10 protein-coding genes are annotated in these 16750 nt (G+C 62.7%); 5 read left to right on the forward strand and 5 right to left on the reverse strand.

Going from position 1 to position 16750, the window contains the following annotated elements; translation table 11 throughout:
* Nucleotides 1-6 precede the first annotated feature (6 nt).
* The 4 genes from AC1DEM_RS15440 to AC1DEM_RS15455 all read right to left on the reverse strand — a co-directional run bounded on the left by AC1DEM_RS15440 (nt 7) and on the right by AC1DEM_RS15455 (nt 8178).
* Entirely contained in the window at nt 7-3201 is a 3195-nt protein-coding gene (locus tag AC1DEM_RS15440; RefSeq protein WP_476885180.1) for a type I restriction endonuclease subunit R, read from the reverse strand.
* 95 nt (nt 3202-3296) lie between these two features.
* The gene (locus tag AC1DEM_RS15445; RefSeq protein ID WP_476885219.1) at nt 3297-4376 is read right to left on the reverse strand and encodes a restriction endonuclease subunit S; all 1080 of its coding nucleotides are present in this window, start codon (nt 4374-4376) and stop codon (nt 3297-3299) included.
* Between the two features lie 110 nt (nt 4377-4486).
* Nucleotides 4487-6115, reverse strand: a complete 1629-nt coding sequence (locus AC1DEM_RS15450; RefSeq protein WP_476885181.1) for a class I SAM-dependent DNA methyltransferase — start codon at nt 6113-6115, stop codon at nt 4487-4489.
* Nucleotides 6115-8178: a hypothetical protein gene (locus AC1DEM_RS15455; protein ID WP_476885182.1), complete on the reverse strand. Its 2064-nt coding sequence runs from the start codon at nt 8176-8178 to the stop codon at nt 6115-6117. The genes AC1DEM_RS15450 and AC1DEM_RS15455 overlap by 1 nt, the downstream gene beginning before the upstream one ends.
* Before the next feature lie 236 nt (nt 8179-8414).
* On the opposite strand from AC1DEM_RS15455, the gene AC1DEM_RS15460 reads away from it, so the two are divergent.
* The 5 genes from AC1DEM_RS15460 (at nt 8415) to AC1DEM_RS15480 (ending at nt 11841) form a co-directional block, all read left to right on the forward strand.
* A complete protein-coding gene (locus tag AC1DEM_RS15460; RefSeq protein ID WP_476885183.1) occupies nt 8415-9074 on the forward strand; it encodes a hypothetical protein in 660 nt (219 codons plus the stop codon).
* A gap of 47 nt (nt 9075-9121) precedes the next feature.
* Nucleotides 9122-9778, forward strand: coding sequence for a DUF4352 domain-containing protein (locus AC1DEM_RS15465; RefSeq protein WP_476885184.1), 657 nt, complete (start codon nt 9122-9124; stop codon nt 9776-9778).
* Between the two features lie 94 nt (nt 9779-9872).
* Nucleotides 9873-10265 (forward strand): DUF898 family protein, encoded by a 393-nt coding sequence (locus AC1DEM_RS15470; protein ID WP_476885185.1) that lies wholly within the window; start codon nt 9873-9875, stop codon nt 10263-10265.
* A 117-nt stretch (nt 10266-10382) separates the two neighbouring features.
* Nucleotides 10383-11420 carry an NYN domain-containing protein gene (locus AC1DEM_RS15475; RefSeq protein WP_476885186.1) on the forward strand — a complete coding sequence of 346 codons (1038 nt, stop codon included), beginning with the start codon at nt 10383-10385 and terminating at the stop codon, nt 11418-11420.
* A gap of 121 nt (nt 11421-11541) precedes the next feature.
* Complete coding sequence (locus AC1DEM_RS15480; RefSeq protein WP_476885187.1) at nt 11542-11841, forward strand: DUF6308 family protein; 300 nt, start codon at nt 11542-11544, stop codon at nt 11839-11841.
* Between the two features lie 851 nt (nt 11842-12692).
* On the opposite strand, the gene AC1DEM_RS15485 is transcribed toward AC1DEM_RS15480, so the two are convergent.
* On the reverse strand, nt 12693-16379 hold the full coding sequence (locus AC1DEM_RS15485) for a hypothetical protein (protein ID WP_476885188.1): 3687 nt from the start codon (nt 16377-16379) through the stop codon (nt 12693-12695).
* Nucleotides 16380-16750: the final 371 nt, after the last annotated feature.

The following is a 16750-nucleotide window of genomic DNA, read 5'->3' on the forward strand; positions in this document are numbered from 1 at the left end:
TAGTGGCTAAAGACGCGCTTCAGCAAACCGGGCCGCCATGGATTCCATCTGCTCCATGACCAGCTTGATGGCCTCGGGCTGCTTGTCCGGCGGGTAGCCAAAACGGACTAGGAGCCGTTTGATCGAGGATCGCAGCTTGGCGCGGACGTCGTCGCGGACGGTCCAGTCAGTGCGTACGTCACGGCGCATCACGGACACCAGCTCGCGCGCGATGTCAGCCAGGACGCCTTCGCCTTGGACCTCAACCGCCGATTCGTTCTGCGCCACGGCATCGTAGAATGCCAGCTCGTCTGTATTTAGTGGAGGAGTGAACTGCGCACCGCGGTTTCCCTCGGCGGCCACCTCCCGTGCCAGCTCCACCAGCTCGGCGATGACCTCAGCCGATGTGAGCTGCTGGTTGGTGTACTTCTTCATCAGCTCCGTGATCCGCCCGGAGAACGCGCGCTGGCGGATGACGTTGTTGCGGGTGGTCTTTGCTGACTCGTCGGCGATGAGCTTCCGCAGCGCCTCGATGGCCAGCTGCGGGTTCCGTGCCTGCTGGGTCTTGGCGATGAACTCCGGCGTCAGGTCATCCAGCGACGGCTTGGGCATGCCGGCGGCCTCGTAAATGTCGAGCACTTCACCGGTGGACGTTGCGGTAGCGATCAGATTGCCCAGCAGCCGCTGGATCTCTTCCGGCACGGGCTCGCCGATCGCCTGCCGGTCAGCGGCGTCGAACTTGGCCATGTACACGCGGGTCTCTTCGTAGACCTGGATCTCCGGCCGTAGCTCCGCAAGGGTCTCGGAACCCGAGCAGAGTGCCCAGGCCCGGGAGAGCTGGCTGGAGAACCGCCGGTACTTCGAGGCCAGTGTCTCATCGCCTTCGGCAGGCTGGTTTCCGGGCGTCTCCGGGCTGCGAAGGTAGTTGGCCGCCCCCGTCGCCGCGGACACAAATGCCTTAGGGCCGCCCTTCATCAGCACGGCCTTCCAGTCATATCCGGCGAGCAGCCCCCGCAAGGTCTCTACCAGCGCAAGGGCTGCGCCTACCGCTTCGTCGATGTTCTTGCCCACCGGCTTGTTCGCTTGGTCGGACTGCGTGTACTCGCCCAGCGCCTTGGCCAGGTTCTCCGCCAGCGGCGCGTAAGCCACGAGCAGCCCGTCCTCCTTGCCGCGGAAGGTGCGGTTCACCCGGGCCAAAGTCTGCATCAGCAGCGCGCCCTTGAGCGGGCGGTCCAGGTACAGGGTGTGCAGCGGCGGGGCGTCGAAGCCGGTGAGCATCATGTCCTTGACGATTACCAGTTCCAGCTCGTCGTCCACGTCCTTGAGCCGTTCCTTCACGGTCGCGTTCAGCGAATCGCGGCGGACGTGGTCGGACACCGGCGGCACATCTGACGCCGTGCCGGAATAGACCACCTTGATCTTGCCCTTGGCCAAGTCATCGGAATGCCAGTCCGGCCGTAGGTCCACGATCGCCGCGTACAGCTTCGCGCAGATTTCCCGCGTTCCACCCACGATCATCGCCTTGCCCGGCGCCTCGATGAACATGCCCATCCGGGCGCTGCGGTTCTCCCAGTGCGCCACCAGGTCGGCGGCCAGCGCCGCGAGCCGCTGCGGCGCACCGTAGACGGCATTCACGACTGCGACGCTCGCCTCGATGCGCGCCCGCTCGGTGTCGTCCAGCCCCAGGGTGGCCTCGTCGGCCGCCTGGTCCAGGATCTCCTCCGTGACGTCCGAGGCCAGACTCACCTTGATGAGCCGCGGCTCGAAGTACACCGGAACAGTGGCGCCGTCGTCCACCGCCCGGGAGAGGTCGTAAATGTCGATGTATTCGCCGAACACGTCCTGGGTGTTGCGGTCATCGAAGGAGATCGGTGTGCCGGTGAATGCGATCAGCGTGGCGTGCGGCAAGGCGTCACGCAGGTGCCGGGCGTAACCGTCCAGATCGTCGTAGTGCGAGCGGTGGGCCTCGTCCACCACCACTATGATGTTGCGCCGGTCGGAAAGCAGCGGGTGCTCGGCGCCGGCGTCCTTCTCCGACTTGCTGCGGCCAAACTTCTGCAGGGTGGTGAAGTAAATGCCGCCGGTGGTGCGGTTGCTGAGTTCATCCCGGAGTTCGGTGCGCTTTTTGATCTGCTTGGGGGACTCCGTGAGCAGCAGGCTCCGGCTGAAGCCCTCGAACAGCTGGCCGTCGAGTTCGTTGCGGTCTGTGATAACGACGACGGTCGGGTTTTTCAGCTTGGGGTGCCGTGCCGCCAGGTTGGCGTAGAGCTCCATTTCCATGGACTTGCCCGAACCTTGGGTGTGCCAGACGACGCCGGCCTTGCCGTTGCTTTCCACGGCCTGGACGGTGCTGCCCACCGCTTTGGTCACGGCAAAATACTGGTGCGGCTTTGCGATCCTCTTGGTCAGCCCGTCCGATCCTTCATCAAACGCTGTGAAGTTTCGCGCAAGTTGCAGGAAGCGCTCTTGGTTGTAGAGACCCTGCAGGGCTGTCTCCAGTGCGGTCACGGCCTCGCCATCTTCCATGTACCCTGGCGCGACGGGCACTCCGTCGTCGTCGACGTTCCACGGTGAGAAGTGGTTAAGGGGAGTGAATGGCGTGCCGTACTTGGCCTGGATCCCGTCCGAGGCGACTGTGAAGACGCAGAAGCGGAACGCCAGGGGGAATTCGCGGAGGTAGGTCTGCAGTTGGGCGTGCGCGGATGCGACGTCGGCGGTGGCGCTGCCGGCCTTCTTCAGTTCGATGACGCTCACCGGCATGCCGTTGCAATAGAGCACAACGTCGAAGCGGCGTTTGAAGTCACCCTGCACCAGAGTGACCTGATTGACGGCGAGCCAGTCGTTCTGGTCCGGATCCGAGCTGAGCAGGTGAATGGTGGGATTGGCCTCGTTGCCGTCCGAGTCGATGTAGCTGAGCCGGTAGCCGTCCACGAGGTAGTTGTGGATGCGGTGGTTCTCGGTGACGGCGTCGTTTGACTTGGGCGAGGCGAGTTCGGCGAGGGCCTGTTGCAGGTACTGGGCCGGAACCGTCGGGTTGAACCGCTGCAGGGCCGCGAGGAGCCGGGACCGGATCAGCAGCTCATCCCAGGAATCCCGCTCCCCGGTTCCCGGCGCGATGTCCTGCCCGGAAACCGGCCGCCAGCCGAGTGGCTCGGCCAAAAGCTCCAGGGCCATGCCCTCCCAATCGGCTTCGGAAAAGGCTATTGCGGGTGCTGCCGTCATGTTGGTTCCCCCTGGTTGACCTAATGTCTTTCTGAAATCTTTGTGCAATCCTGCTTCGCGGTCGGAGACGCTGATTCAGACCCGCCCGTCCGACCTCATACTCCCGCGTCCTCCAGGACCTTTTCGGCATCCTGGACCCGCAGCTTGCCAGACATGAGCTGGGGGAGAAGGGCGTCGCGTGTGGCGGCGAGATTGGCATTCTCGGTCACCGCTGCGGATACTGATTCGAGCAAAGGGCCGATCTTAGATTCCGTTTCGGATATCGAACCTGAATCGAATCTCGGGAACGCCAAATGATCAAAGGTTTTCATCGTGATGGTGTCGAATACCGAACCATGAGCGATTTCCTTGGCTCTCTCCGTGGCTCTAGCGATTGCGAAGAACAGCACTCCCGGCGGAACGGCTCCGGGGACGAATCCATAGCACGACTGATTGAACGAAGCTGGAGCGGCCAAGCGCGCTACAGCCCCCACAGTTCCCCTGGCCGTCAGGATGACGCTTCCTTTGGGTAGTGGTTTGGCTTTGGTACTGGCCACGGCGAGATCCGTGATCTTTTCAGCCGTGTCAGTCACGACTCCAAACTCGGCCCCGGTAATGTCTTTCGCTGAAGCCCAGGGTTGGTCGCCATCCCAGAAATCCGGGCGAGATCGTGACGGGGTTCCCCCAAGCACTGGGTCCAATATTTCGCTCATAGGACGAGTATCTAAACGGTCCGCCGAGCGGTCGTAGATCAGGCCGGCAAGGTCGCCGGCCGTAGCCGCAAGCCTCAGGTTGGCAGCGATCTTGTCGTCGAGCGCCCCCAATACCTCCGCAGTAGCCGTCTGCTGGTCGATGCTCGGAAGGATCGGTAGGTGGAAAGCCCGAACGTCCGCGACGTTCAGATGGGCGACAGTGGAACCGGTCGCCATGCTGAGTAGCCGTTCTTGTTGCAGAGGCGAAGTCAGCAAGTAGTAGAGGAAGTCGGAGTTCACGAGGGCGGGATTGGGTCGGAGTAACACTGTGCGTTGACCTGGTGCGACATTCCCCTCTCCTGGGATCCTGACTATTGGACCTACAGGTGCCTCACGAGCAAAAAGGAGATCACCTCCTTGCGGAGCCAGCCGCCTTGTCCATTTTTCGAAGGTACCCTTCGAAATCCGTCTCGACTCGGCGTAGTTGATTGAATTTCCCCGCATAGCGGGAGTCCCCACGGCGAAGTAGTCGCCAGCCGGGTCAACCGGTGCTGTTTTGTGTTCACAGTCCACGATCTGCAGACATACGTCGTCAATAGTCAGTGTTGGAGAAATCACGAGAGCCTCCCCAACTGCTCGCGCACAACCTGCGCCAGCCGCTCTGACTCATCCAACTGTTCGAACAGCTCCTTCGACAGCCGTGCGAGCTTCTCTTCGATCGGCTCGCCATCGTCTTCGACATCGGCTGCTCCGACGTACCGGCCCGGCGTCAGAGCGTAGTCCGCTGCCTTGACCTCCGCGAGGCTGGCCGAGTAGCAGAAGCCGGCTTCGTCGTCGTACGTCAGGCCTGACTCGACTGCCGAAGCAGTCCCTCGCCAGGCGTGGTAGGTGTTGGCGATCTTAGCGATGTCCTCATCGGAGAGCGCGCGTTCGGCGCGGTCCACCATGAAACCAAGGTTGCGGGCGTCGATGAAGAGCACCTGGCCGGTGCGGTCGACGGAGCCGTTCTTACCGACGGTCTTGTCCTTGGCGAAGAACCAGGTGCAGACCGGGATGCCTGTGCTGCGGAACAACTGGGTGGGCAGCGCCACCATGCACGAGACCAAGTCCGCCTCCACCAGTTGGGCGCGGATCTCGCCTTCGCCGCCGGAGTTGGAGGACATGGAGCCGTTGGCCATGACCACGCCGGCGCTGCCGCCGGGGGCCAGCTTGGAGATGATGTGCTGGATCCAGGCGTAGTTGGCGTTGCCGGCCGGGGGAACGCCGTACTTCCAGCGCGGATCGGATTCGGAGCGGGCCCAGTCCTTGATGTTGAAGGGCGGGTTGGCCATGATGAAGTCCGCGCCGTTGTTGCCACTCAGTTCCGGGTGCTGGTCCCGGGCGAAGGTGTCGCCCCAGCGGGAGGCCAGGTTGGCGTTGAGGCCGTGGATGGCGAGGTTCATCTTGGCCATCCGCCAAGTGCGCTCGTTGAGCTCCTGGCCATAGACGGAGATGTCCGAGCCCTCCATGTTGTGGGCCGCGAGGAACTTCTCGGCCTGGACGAACATGCCGCCCGAGCCGCAGCAGGGGTCATAGACCCGGCCTTGGTGCGGTTCGAGGACCTCCACCAGGACGCGGACGACTCCGGCGGGCGTGTAGAACTCGCCGCCGCGCTTGCCCTCGGCCTTGGCAAACTTCTCCAGGAAGTACTCGTACACCTCGCCGAGCAGGTCGCGGGCCTTGCTGGCACCCTGGCCGGTAAATCGGGCCGAGTTGAACAGATCCAGCAGCTCGCCGAGGCGGCGCTGGTCCACGTTGTCCCGGTTGTAGATGCGGGGGAGCGTGGCGGCCAGGCTATTGTTGTCGGCCATGATGAGGTCCATGGCTTCGTCGATGAGCTTGCCGATCGACTTAGGCTCGCCGCCGTCCATTGCCGGAAGGCCCTTGGCGTTCTCGGCCAAGTATCCCCAGCGGGCCCGTTCGGAGACCCAGAACACGCCGCGGCCCGTGTACTCGTCCACGTCGTCGATCAGCTGGGCGATCTGCTCCTCGTTGAGCCCGTCCGCCTCCAGCTCGGCCTGGATCTGCCCGCGGCGCTCCTCGAACGCGTCCGACACGTACTTCAGGAACACGAGGCCCAGGATCACGTCCTTGTACTGGGACGCGTCCATGGAGCCGCGCAGTTTGTCTGCGGCCTTCCAGAGGGTGTCCTTGAGTTCCTTCATGGTGGACGGGGCGAGGTCCACCTTCAATTTCGGGGGCATTAACGGGTTCCTTCGGTCTGTGGTTCGGCGAGCTTAGTGCGGGGGTTTGTCAGGGTGAGGCTTCCGCCCGCTACGCCGTCCGTAATCAGGGTAGCGAGTTCTTCGAGCCGCTCGAGGCGTTCGCGGGCTTGTTGCTGTTCGTGTTGCAGCCGGGCGAGCGTTTCGCCCAGTTTCTTGCGGTGGGCGTCCGGGATGCGGCGCAGACGCCACTGGCGCCAGGTCTTGTCCGCGGTGGAGAGGTTGTTGATGTCCGCAGCGACTACGTCGGCCACCAGTCCGCCGGGGTCACCGGCGTCGATCCGTAGCACCCGGGCGGGAAACACGACAGCGGAACCGCCTTTCACGTCCACCATCGCGGCGGGCTTGGGGGTGGTGCAAAAGACGACGTCGCCGGGCTCGGTGAGCCGGCCGGAAGGATTGCTGGCGGCGAAGTCCAGAAGGCTGACGTGCCTCCTCTTCCTGCCGTGCGGGTCGAACAGTTCGGCCGGCCCCAGAACGCGGGTCCCGCCGCTTGGCGCCAGGTCCGCATCGTCGAGTCGGTTCCCTTTGATGTATTTGAGGTTGCCGGCAGCGATGAGTTCCTGGACGGAGGTGGGCCGGGCATTCGTGCCCGGATCGCTTGGGAGCACTGCGACTTCCCGGGATTGTTGAGGCCGTTTGGCCTGCAGCATGCGCACGAGTTCCTCTACCCGAAGTGCTGCCTCGGCGCCGGAGGGACTCTGAGCTGAGCCATGGGATGACGCTGTCGCCAAGGACTTCCTGCTGGCCAGCAGGAGTCTGGTCTGTACAAGCCGGGCGAAGCGGAAGGAGTGGGCGCGCATGGTGGCGCGGTCGCCCATCGACGCGACGATGTCGCTGATGAGGTCCTGGCTGACGTCTTCTGCGAGGACGCGGGTGCTGAGATCCGCCACCATGGTCCAGCGCTCGGCGATGGGAACTTCAGCGAACGATGGCCCCAGCACCCAGAGTGCCTGGGCTTCGCGTGGCTTGGAGCGCAGCAGTCCCTGCGGCAGCCGGACGATGGCACGTACTCGGCCGGTTCGCAGCAGCCCGGAGCGGCGGCCGGCAGCCGGGGCGGCCAGTGGCGCATCGCAGAGAACGCGTGCCGGAGCGATGATGACGGCCCGCTGCTGATCGTCCATCTGCAGAACTACCTGTTCTACCGCCGAGAGGATCTCGGCGTCATCCATACCCGGTTGGCCGGGGGAGGGGTACTGTGCCACGTGGACTGCAGGTCCATGGACTGCGAACTCGCCACTTGCATCGACGCGGATCTGGCCGCCGTCCACACCGTGGACGCGCAGGCGGCGACGCACCAGGCGGCCTGCACCGCCGTCGTCGTCCGCTGTCAGAAAGGTGACGGGGGCACTCTCGCCGGCAGCGCGCGTGACGCCCATCAAGAGGTCGCTGCCGCCGCGGGTGGAATCGGCAAACACGGAGTTTCCGCCGAGTGTCGCGGCCAGTTCGACGGCCGCAGCGGCAACCAGCCCCACGGCGGAATCGGTGAGGGCAGTCTCCGAGTGCTCCCGCAGCCCCGCCCGGAACCGGGCGGCAAGCAGTTGCTCGAAGGCGGCGGCGGCGTTGTAGGCACTGTCCACCAGCCGGTCCGCGAAATTTGCCGTAGAGGTGAGCGACGTGCTCTGGGCCTCAAGTTCCGAATACAGGAACGTGTCATCGGGATCGCACTCGTCCGCGATGTCCAGCAGTTCATCCCTGCTCAGTGTCCCTAGCGCTGGGCCGGACATTGCCTTGAGCGTCAGCAGAGCAGTGAGGGCGTCGAATGTTTTTCCCCGTGAGGCGCCGGCAGCGGTGCCGGGCATCCGGGCGAAGGCGGCGACGTCGTTGCTGGCTTCCGGGTTGTTGCCCCGTCCGGTGGCGGCCAGCCAGGCGGCGATGTGGTCGGCGTCGAAGAGTTCCCGCCCGCCGTCGAGCCCTGCGGGCTCCGGAAACGGGTGGGCAGACGCGGCGCTGCGTTTGCGCCACATGGAAACGACGGGGCGCTGGACCTTTGCCAGGGCGGCAACGTCCGAAAGGTTCATGCGCAGGGCTTCTGCTTCGTTCACTTGCGCCTCCTTACGACGTCGACCCTCAGCCTAACTGGGCCCGACGGCTTTTCAGGTGAGGTGCTGATAACGGGGGTTATCAGTGTTATCTGACCATTGATAGGCCGGACCGCCATACCTTCGTTCTGCAGCTACGAAGGAATCCTCCGGAGCTGCGACGGCGGCGGGGAACCACGCATTGGGGGACTGGTATCCCGCCGCCGCTCAGCAGCCATCCCTGAACAGAGGAAGACACGATGTTGAACACCGAGACCAACGAGCCGGCGGGAACGCAGACCAAAGACGTACCGGAGGAGGCGAAGCCGGCCACGGAGAAGGCAAAACCGGGACGGAAGCGGCGGATCTTCGCTGCCGTGGCCGTCCTAACCCTGCTGGCCGGTGCGACCGCCGTCGGCACAACGCTGCCGGACCCGAAGTCCAGCGACGCTTATGCGGCGCTGGCGGGGGAGAAGGCGTCCGTGGAGTCCGAGCGTGACTCGGCCAAGTCCAGCTACGAGTCAATGAAATCAAGGTACGACACGTTGGAGAACGGCATGGCGGCCCGGGAAGCCAAGGTTACTGCCCGCGAGACCGAGGTCGGAAAGGCCGAAGGCTCTGTGAAGACTGCCGAAGCCGACGTCAAGAAGCGCGAAGAGGCGGTAACCGGCGCCGAGAAGACGAAGGCGGCCAACACCATCGATGACGGCACCTGGACCGTCGGTACGGACATCGAACCGGGAACGTACCGGGCGGCGGCCGACGTGGGCTCCTCCTGCTACTGGGGCATCTACGCCACCGGGAGCAACGGCAGCAACATCATCGACAACGATCTCCCCGGCGGGGGCCGGCCCTCCGTTGCCCTGTCCGGCGGCCAGGACTTCAAGTCCAGCCGATGCGGCATGTGGGAAAAGCAGTAGCAGCCCCACGCACTCACACCATTAATTCACCTGTAGAAAGGCACCACATGACACCCCAGATCTCCGATCAGCCCTTGACCCCTGCGATTGAAGCGCCTCACCCGCGACCATTCTTCAAGAAGAAGCGCTTCCTCATCCCCGCCGGTGTCCTGGTGCTGGGCATCGCCTTGGGCTCTTGCTCTGGCGGGACCAAGCACGCCAGTGACGTTAGCTCCGCGGCGGCGCCGTCGTCAGCTGCGGCTGTTGCAGCCGCTCCGGCTGCTACTGCCGCTCCGGCAGTGCCCGCTCCGGCGCCGGCACCAACGGTTGCTGCCGGACCCGTCGTCGGGACACCGTTCAGCGTCAAGATGGGCAACGGCGACGTCGCGAAGATCACGATCGTCTCAGCCGTGCGAACGGACGCTGTAACCACGACGGCATTCGCCACCGCGGCGAAGAACGGCAGCTACTTGCTGTTGGACGTCCTCTGGGAAACAGAGGCAGGTAAGACCAGCTCCAACCCGTTCTACTTCTCGGCCAAGGACGCCAATGGGCGCAAAGCCGATCTGAACCTCTTCGCGGACAACCAGCTTGGTTCCGGCGACGTTCTGCCGGGTGACAAGACTCGAGGATTCATCGCTTTCGACATCGCGCCCGGTGCTTCGACCGTAATGATCTCCACCCCGCTCATGCAGGAAGCCGCGCGGATCCAGATCCCTGGGTAGTGCGGGGGAGCCGTGTCCGTGGTGTCCGGTTCCTTAGCAAGCCTTACAGTTCAACTGTTCACTTTCGCATTGTCTATTGGGGGAATTCTTGAGTATGAGTAATGAGCATGTGTCGGCTTATGGGCGGGTGCCCGCAGCGGGCACCGGAACCATGGTGGCCGCCGGCGCCGGAACCGTGCCCGGGGTGCAGATATACCAGTTCCGCGGTGGGGCCGCTTCCTGGTTCGGCACCCAGATCCTTGGCGTCCTGATTACGATCTGCACAATTGGGATCTGCTACCCGTTCGCCGTCGTCCTGGTCGAACGGTGGCGGGCCAAGAACACGTATCTCCATGGCCGGCAGCTTCAGTTCATCGGCACCGGTTGGGGCATCTTCGGGCTGTGGATTAAGTGGTTGCTCCTGAGCATCATCACGCTGGGCATCTACACATTCTGGGTCTACCCGCGACTGATGCAGTGGAAGGTCGAAAAGACCATCTATGCATAGGCGGGAAGGCCCTGCATCCTTGGGGGTGCAGGGCCTTTTCTGCAGGCCGCCCGACTGTCAGTGGCCCGCCACGCACCACCACCTGAACACCACACCCCGTAGACAAGGCCTCCACGCATGGACCAGCAAGCAATCTTTATCGACGCCGGATTTCTCCTCGCCGTCGGGGGCATGCAAACCGCAGGCACCTCCCTCCGGTCGGCTACCAACGTCAACTTCGAACCCCTAATCGAAGGCATCCTCAAGTGCACCGAAGAATTCAGCGGCCTCCCCACCCTCCGCACTTACTGGTACGACGCATCCCGTGACGCCCTGTTCACGGACCAGCACAAACGCATCGGCATGATCTCCGGAGTGAAGGTACGCCTGGGACGCATGTCGGTCGATGGGACCCAGAAGGGCGTGGACCTGAAACTGGGCCTGGACCTCGTCGGCGTCGCCCGCAATAGGGCCGTCAGCACCGTTTTCCTCCTCTCCGGGGATGATGACCTGGCCGAAGCTGTCGAAGCCGCGCAGGACTTTGGCGTGAAGGTCGTCCTGGTGGGTCTGCAGAACACAAGTCACCGCCTCGGGGTGACCTCGGTCGCGGAGCACTTGGCATTGCGGGTGGACAGCATCATCACTTTGCCGGTGGAATTGGTGGAGAAGTGCTTTACGAAGCAGGTGAAGGCGGCTCCGTTGGCGCCGGTCACTTCGTCTGTCCCGGTCGTGGCGCCCGCGCAGGTTCTGCAGCCAGGGTCGCCTGCCGCGGCGATCGCGGCCACCGTCTTGGCTGAGCACGGTGGTGCCGTCCGCCCGAAGCCTTCCGCTACGCCCCGCCCGGGCCTCCCGGCACCCGTGTACCGGGTCCAGCGCTACGAAACCGCTGACCTGGTTTATAGCTCCGCTACGGGCGGCGCTGGCGGCGCACACGAGGAGTCCGCCGTGGGCGCTGCGTGCGAGGTTGGATACGCCGTCGCTGAGTCCTGGTACAACAACACCACCCAGGGCCTCTTGCGTGAACTGGTCGCCGACCGGCCCTTCCTGCCGCAGGAAATCGACCGCGTCCTCCTAAAGGACTGCGCTCAGCGGATCGGGGAGCAGAAAACCGACTATCAGGGCATCCGCCGGGAACTGCGCCGGGCCTTCTGGGAACGGCTCGACCAGCTCAACTAGAGTTCAAGACACCGTCAGATCATCCGCACATTGAGGCCATAGGGGGCCCGCATTGGATCTTCCATACATTCTGTCCGAAGAATACGTCACTTAGACCGCGAAGCTCTTACGCCGCTACTACGTGGGGAAGGACGACAAGACGGGGCTGCTGAGTCCCGAAGTCACCGACGAGGTCGCCAAGCTCCTGACCGGCATCCCCGCGGACATCAAGATGAGCGACCTGACCCCGGAGAAAGCCCAGGCGACCTTCGGCCAAGGCTCTCCCGCCTACGACCCGTGGTACATCCTCCGCGCCGCCGACGCACCCCGCTGGGGCGTCGGTCCAACAACCGCCAGCAAAATCCTGCACCGCAAGCGACCGCACCTCATACCCATCTGGGAAGTCGTCATCGGTAAACGCAGCCCCGGAACCAGTGGCTGAACTGGCACACACTCCTCCAGCCCGGCAGCCCAAGGACGACGTCGTAGAGCGCTACCTCGCGTCGGTAAGCTGACGTTTCAAGCTGAACTGGTCATTGATTGGAGGCCGTTTATCTGTCCTTGATTGCTGAGCGTCTTCGAGCATCTCTGTGACCCCGGCCTTCCCGCCACGCAGGCAGGAGCTCGTTCAGTTGCTTCTACTTGCGCAATTACAGTGTTTCCGCGCGGTAGCCGATCCGCTGCCCTTGAAGCCATACGCCCAGGGTTCGCTCATGCGGGGACTTCGCACGGCGCGCAGGCAGCCGGCCTTCTCCCGGGAAGAAGGCGACAACTTCGGCCATTCTGCCCGGCTTCCGGTGCCGCGCCGAGGCAAGGGCTTCCTCATGCTCCCCGCAGATGCCAGGGTCCTATCGGACGGCGATCTGCATGTGGTACCGGCACCACGGTGACGAGAGCCGAGTCCGGCGCCGCGATCCTGAAAGGCAGAAGGCCCCGCCGGTACATGTTGAGCCGCCCGGGGGTGGAAGCCGCGTGGTCCGGCCCCAGGGCCGGGAGGAACCGGACAAGCCCCACCGTTTCGCGTACGACTACTGAGACAGCGTCTTGGGAGTCACGGGCTGCGAAGACAGGGACACCGTCGATCGTGTGAGACGTGGACCTAAGTGGAAGAACCGCTTCGTATTTGGAAGTTTCGTTGCGCCTATTGAGAGTTCTGCCAACTACACCGTGCATCCATATTCTTCGGGCTTGGGCGCGTCTTGTTCCTGTGCCCTTACTGGGCAGCCATTCCGATTGGTCCTTCAACGCGCGGCCTTTTTTCGCCCCTACGAGGAAGGCCTCCCATCCCAAGTATCACCTTCTGCGGCGCGTACTCTTGGCGTTCGCGGCCCGCACGTAGTCCTCCAGCTCGGAGATGCTAATTATAGGAGTTTCAGACGTGGACATCCGGGCGGAGAGCAGCCGCTCATCCACCACCACGAGGGGAAGGACGGTCCAACTTCCCCTGTGCGCGTCGATGCGGAGTTCATTTAGTGTGGGAGCAACATGTCTCCGAACCCAGTCCGCTCTGAGTGCAAGTCGTTTCACTGCCGCCTTGTCGGACGTGAGCAGGTTGTCGATCTCGTTGGCCAGCTCGGCAGGGGTCCTAGCGACTTCAAAGTCCTTGGCCTCGACGACGTAGATGCGCCGGTTGCGTTCGTCGACCCCGATGGCATCGATGTCGCCCAGATTGACTCCGTCAATGTTCCTGAAGTCATGACGGCCTATACGGCTAAGACGACACCTCACCCCAGTCAATCCAGCTGCCTTGAGGCCGTTTGCGACGGCTAGTTCGAAGGAGTCGCCTTTGGCGCTTCGAATCTTGTTCAAGGCGGCCTTCATAGGTTTCGTCTTGGCTTGCAACCTGCCTGTGTTGAACTGTTCCAGCCAGAATGAAGCTGTTTGCCACAACCGGCGCCGGCCAGCGGTTATTCGCGTTGCATCGTGGGGGCCGGTTTGTAGCAGGGGCCGCCTAAGGTAGGACAGGTCACGGTTGAAGCGCCATGGGAAAACGGAAGGGCCGGATTTCCAGTATTCCGCTGCTGTGGAGGCCCTGGAGCTCAATGTGAGGGCATTGAGAAGCGCCTCGATCTTGACCTTGTCCCATCCGACATCTGTCGTAAGTTTCTCTCGGATGTCTGCCCGGTTGACCGTGAAAACGTCTTTGAAGCCGTCATTGTCTCCAAGGGAGATGATTTGGCCGCAGGCTTCTGCCAGATCCGTGAAGGAGAAACCGAATTCAAGCTCAGCCAGGGCATCCGCATCCGGCAGGGAGTAGAGGTCCTCATCGTCTACATCTTTTAGGTGAGTGGCGAGGGCAGCCTCAAACGTCAGCTGTGCCCGGGTGTCGCCAAATTGGGTGAGTGCGCGGTGGTACTTGTCTTCGTCCCGTGAGATGCCCAGTCGTCCGGAGCCAAGTATCGACACCTCGGCGTCGGAAATGTTGTGCCGGATGGCGTCGGACAGCATGCCCTTGTTGATGATCTCGCTCCCGAGGGCGAGCATGTGGTCGTACGTCTCGTTGGTGAGCGGAAGGCTTCCTGTGGGCCCTACCGCTGTGACGTATTCAATGAGGAAACGGCTCGCCAACGATGAGGCGACGGCTTTAGTTTGTTGGTCTTGAAGCTTCAGAACCTGGTTGTCGCTTGCTCCGAAGCACGCCAAGCGCGCACGCAGTTGCGCAGGCTCCCGTGCGGTTTCGGAGCTAAGGGCCTCGTCCAGGGTGATCAGCTTTTCCAGGACCCCCTGCCTGCTCAGGGCGCTGACTGTTTCGTGGAGCTGATCCATCAGCCACCGGGTGACCTGGTCGTTGAGGAAGCTAGTCCGTTGATCTTTGCCGACCGGGCCCGGCAAGAGGCCTTGCTGCTCTGTAAGAAAGTCGCCCAGGGCGTCCAAAACTTTGGCGACAGGAGCAGGCTGGAGCCGGCGTGCCTCGGGGAGGTTGCCGGGATATTCGGCTACTAGGTTCCCGCCATCGTAGACATGAATCATCTGCTTGTGGCCGGGAGGAGCCACCCGATCCAGCAGGACGTTCATAACTGGACTTGCAGGCTCGTCCGAAGCCAAAGTATCAAGCAGTGTCGATACCAGATCACGGTCGAGGTAGTTGGGCGGATCGTCGACCGCAGGCGGGGGAGGAGCGCTGAAGCTCAGCGTTATACGCCCGGACTCGGTCATCTGCGCCGAAATCCACCGCCGTTCGTCTTCGCGGCCGGCGGGCGATCCCGTCCCGGATGGACGCGTGGTGAGGTCGACTTCGAGAATGCTGTTGTCATCATTGGGTGTCAGCAACAAAGGGTGCACTGTCATCAGTTGCCAAAACCAGTAGGCCACCGCCTGTCCGAGATCATACGAAGATGTCGCGGTTCCACCGGGGTCCTTCCCCAGACGTACCCATAGAGTGCTGTCGCCAGCTTCGACGATAGTTGATGCCTCCGAACGCCCAAGGACCAGGTAGATCGGTGCTGAATCGCGGCCATGAATGGCGTACGCCTCTGACAGGACCCTCGCTGTGGGGTCGACTACCCAATGGCGGTCGATTCTCCGGTAGTTGTCAACCCTCAGCTGTTGTCCGTAGCCCACTTCAAAACTGATCATGGTAGGCCGGGATTCGTCGCCCATGTAAAAGCTGTCGTGGTGATCCCGGTAGAAGGAAAATACGTCGACAGCAGAAAACGCCAAGACCCGCACGTCCCGTTCAAGGCGTTCTCGGGCAAGGGCGAAGTACCAGAGGGTCGTCGTATCGGTGCCCGGAGATTGGAGGATTGTTTCCAGATCATCGATTGAAAGGAACAGGGTAGGCGTAGAGCTTTCCGTGTTCGGGATCCCGAACGCCATGTCCCTGCCGACCCCTTGATGGGCAACGATCCGAAGCGTCTTTTCCGGCAGTGTGTCGGATGCTGAGAATATTTCGTGAATGCGTTCAGAAAGCTCAGGTGCCCGCCAGGGCTGAAAAATTGCCGAAGGGTTGTAGTCGGTCAGGTCATCCACCAGGCAAATGACGTCAAGTGTCTTGTCCTGGTCGAACGCCGTGATGCTGCGGAGGTACCCGTCTCCGGACTCGGTGAACTCCAGCGGTTCGTCCGGTATTGACTGAAGAAGCTTGCGGGCCTCGTGTGCGGTGACGTCACGCAGAGCGTCAGCCAGGGCAGCAGAGCATCCCCACTCGTAGCTTTCGCGGATGATGTGGTGACGGAGGCACGCCAGCAAGTGTCCGGGAGATGCCAGCGTGAGTACGGATCCGGACCTGATCAGCGGCTTGAGGATGATCCCGTCGTCGATGAAATCGCCCTGGCGCCAATCAGGAATTTCGGCTCCGTTTTGAACGAGTTTGTCTTCTAGGTACTCCCGCACGTAATCCGGCAGGCCAGCCCAGAGCCGCGTTGAATGGAACTGGACGTAAGCGGACAGATCAGCAAGTCGCTCGGCGCTTGGAACAGACACCGACTGGTCCCGATGCAGGTTCACGAAACCGCGCTCAAGCCCTGCGTTGCTGGTGACGCTGTCACTGAGGTCCAGCAGGCACGCCGCAAGCGCTTTGACGCGTACGACATATCCGGCAGGGAACGTATCCTCAGCGGAACCGATCACTCCTGCCAACAACGACGAGGCGGTGCGGGCGCCTCCTCCTTCCGAGATCCCTTCCAGAACGCGCCGTGCGCCGCCGGTGTAAGGCACCTCGGTAACGTAGATCCCTTCATAGGCATCTTCTTGCCGACGAACGTCGGCCCCGGAAACGAAGGGATCCGCCAACAGCTTCTTTACTGTCGAGGAGGAGAGGCGCCGGGCTTGGGGCCGGGCAGGAAGGCGTGCTGCTGCCGCTGCCAACCTCTGGAGTCGGGTTAGGAAATGCACGTTGGCCGCAATGAGCTGCAAAGAGCTGGCTGCTGCTAGTAGCGCAGGGCCGTCCACTTCGTCCCAGGTTCCGCCTTGCGGAGTGATGTTCGGAACCCGTGCTTGCACCAAGTGCTCAGCCCATTCCATGCCATCAGCATCGGCCATAGAGTCTTGCAAGTGATCCCCCTTATTTCGCAGTTTCAGCATTTCACAGTGCATCAACGGTCTCTGGGCGACACGAGGTGGGGAGTAAAACTGGTAGGGCGAGGCCCGGTCAGGCTCGTTGGAAGGTAACGAAGTACATAGGGCGCCGGGATCGCTGCTTGGATATGTAATGCGCTCGAGCTGCTCCACATCTCAACTACCGCCATCAAGAGCTCACTCGTTCACGACTAACCGGCAGAAGTAGGGCCGCTGCTCGCGAAGCCCTAGGGCGTCTCATTTTCGCGGTGACCCCGTACGTCCCGCTGCCTTACATCGTGGTCATGTTGCTGTTCTTGGTTTTTCGTCGAGGAGTACGCCGGCATCCACTGCTG

Source organism: Arthrobacter sp. 05T420, from assembly GCF_056396305.1.

Excerpts from the sequence above, each read along its gene's own strand:
- AC1DEM_RS15470 (WP_476885185.1), top strand. The coding sequence starts at position 9,873 with ATGAGTAATGAGCATGTGTCGGCTTATGGGCGGGTGCCCGCAGCGGGC.
- AC1DEM_RS15465 (WP_476885184.1), top strand. The coding sequence starts at position 9,122 with ATGACACCCCAGATCTCCGATCAGCCCTTGACCCCTGCGATTGAAGCG.
- AC1DEM_RS15445 (WP_476885219.1), bottom strand. The coding sequence starts at position 4,376 with ATGCGGGGAAATTCAATCAACTACGCCGAGTCGAGACGGATTTCGAAG.
- AC1DEM_RS15450 (WP_476885181.1), bottom strand. The coding sequence starts at position 6,115 with ATGCCCCCGAAATTGAAGGTGGACCTCGCCCCGTCCACCATGAAGGAA.
- AC1DEM_RS15440 (WP_476885180.1), bottom strand. The coding sequence starts at position 3,201 with ATGACGGCAGCACCCGCAATAGCCTTTTCCGAAGCCGATTGGGAGGGC.
- AC1DEM_RS15485 (WP_476885188.1), bottom strand. The coding sequence starts at position 16,379 with ATGGCCGATGCTGATGGCATGGAATGGGCTGAGCACTTGGTGCAAGCA.
- AC1DEM_RS15475 (WP_476885186.1), top strand. The coding sequence starts at position 10,383 with ATGGACCAGCAAGCAATCTTTATCGACGCCGGATTTCTCCTCGCCGTC.
- AC1DEM_RS15460 (WP_476885183.1), top strand. The coding sequence starts at position 8,415 with ATGTTGAACACCGAGACCAACGAGCCGGCGGGAACGCAGACCAAAGAC.